The sequence below is a fragment of the Synechococcus sp. CCAP 1479/9 genome (assembly GCF_019038535.1).
Lineage (GTDB): Bacteria > Cyanobacteriota > Cyanobacteriia > PCC-6307 > Cyanobiaceae > Cyanobium.
This window is the reverse complement of the sequence record NZ_JAFKRK010000063.1, coordinates 1-395: the sequence shown is the minus strand read 5'-3', so window position 1 is coordinate 395 and position 395 is coordinate 1. Positions and strand designations below refer to the sequence as shown.

1 protein-coding gene is annotated in these 395 nt (G+C 67.8%); it reads right to left on the bottom strand.

From position 1 onward, the window contains the following. Nucleotides 1-395, bottom strand: a 395-nt coding sequence (locus tag KUG38_RS16695) for a photosynthetic reaction center family protein (RefSeq protein WP_502988709.1), incomplete at both ends; no start/stop codon positions are given.

The following is a 395-nucleotide window of genomic DNA, read 5'->3' as shown; positions in this document are numbered from 1 at the left end:
GGGTACATCAGGAAGACACTGACGAACACCGCGATCGGGCCGGAGAAGGCGATGGCGTTGTAGGGACGGATGCCGACGAGACGGGCGATCTCGAACTGGCGGAGCATGAAGCCGATCAGGGCGAAGGCGCCGTGCAGGGCCACGAAGGGCCAGAGGCCGCCGAGCTGGATCCAGCGGACGAAGTCACCCTGGGCTTCCGGGCCCCAGAGCAGCAGCAGGCTGTGCCCCATGGCATCAGCGGGGGTGCTGACGGCGGCGGTGAGGAAGTTGCACCCCTCCAGGTAGCTGCTGGCAATGCCGTGGGTGTACCAGGAGGTGGCGAAGGTGGTGCCGGTGAGCCAGCCGCCCAGGGCCAGATAGGCCGTGGGGAAGAGCAGCAGACCGGACCACCCCAC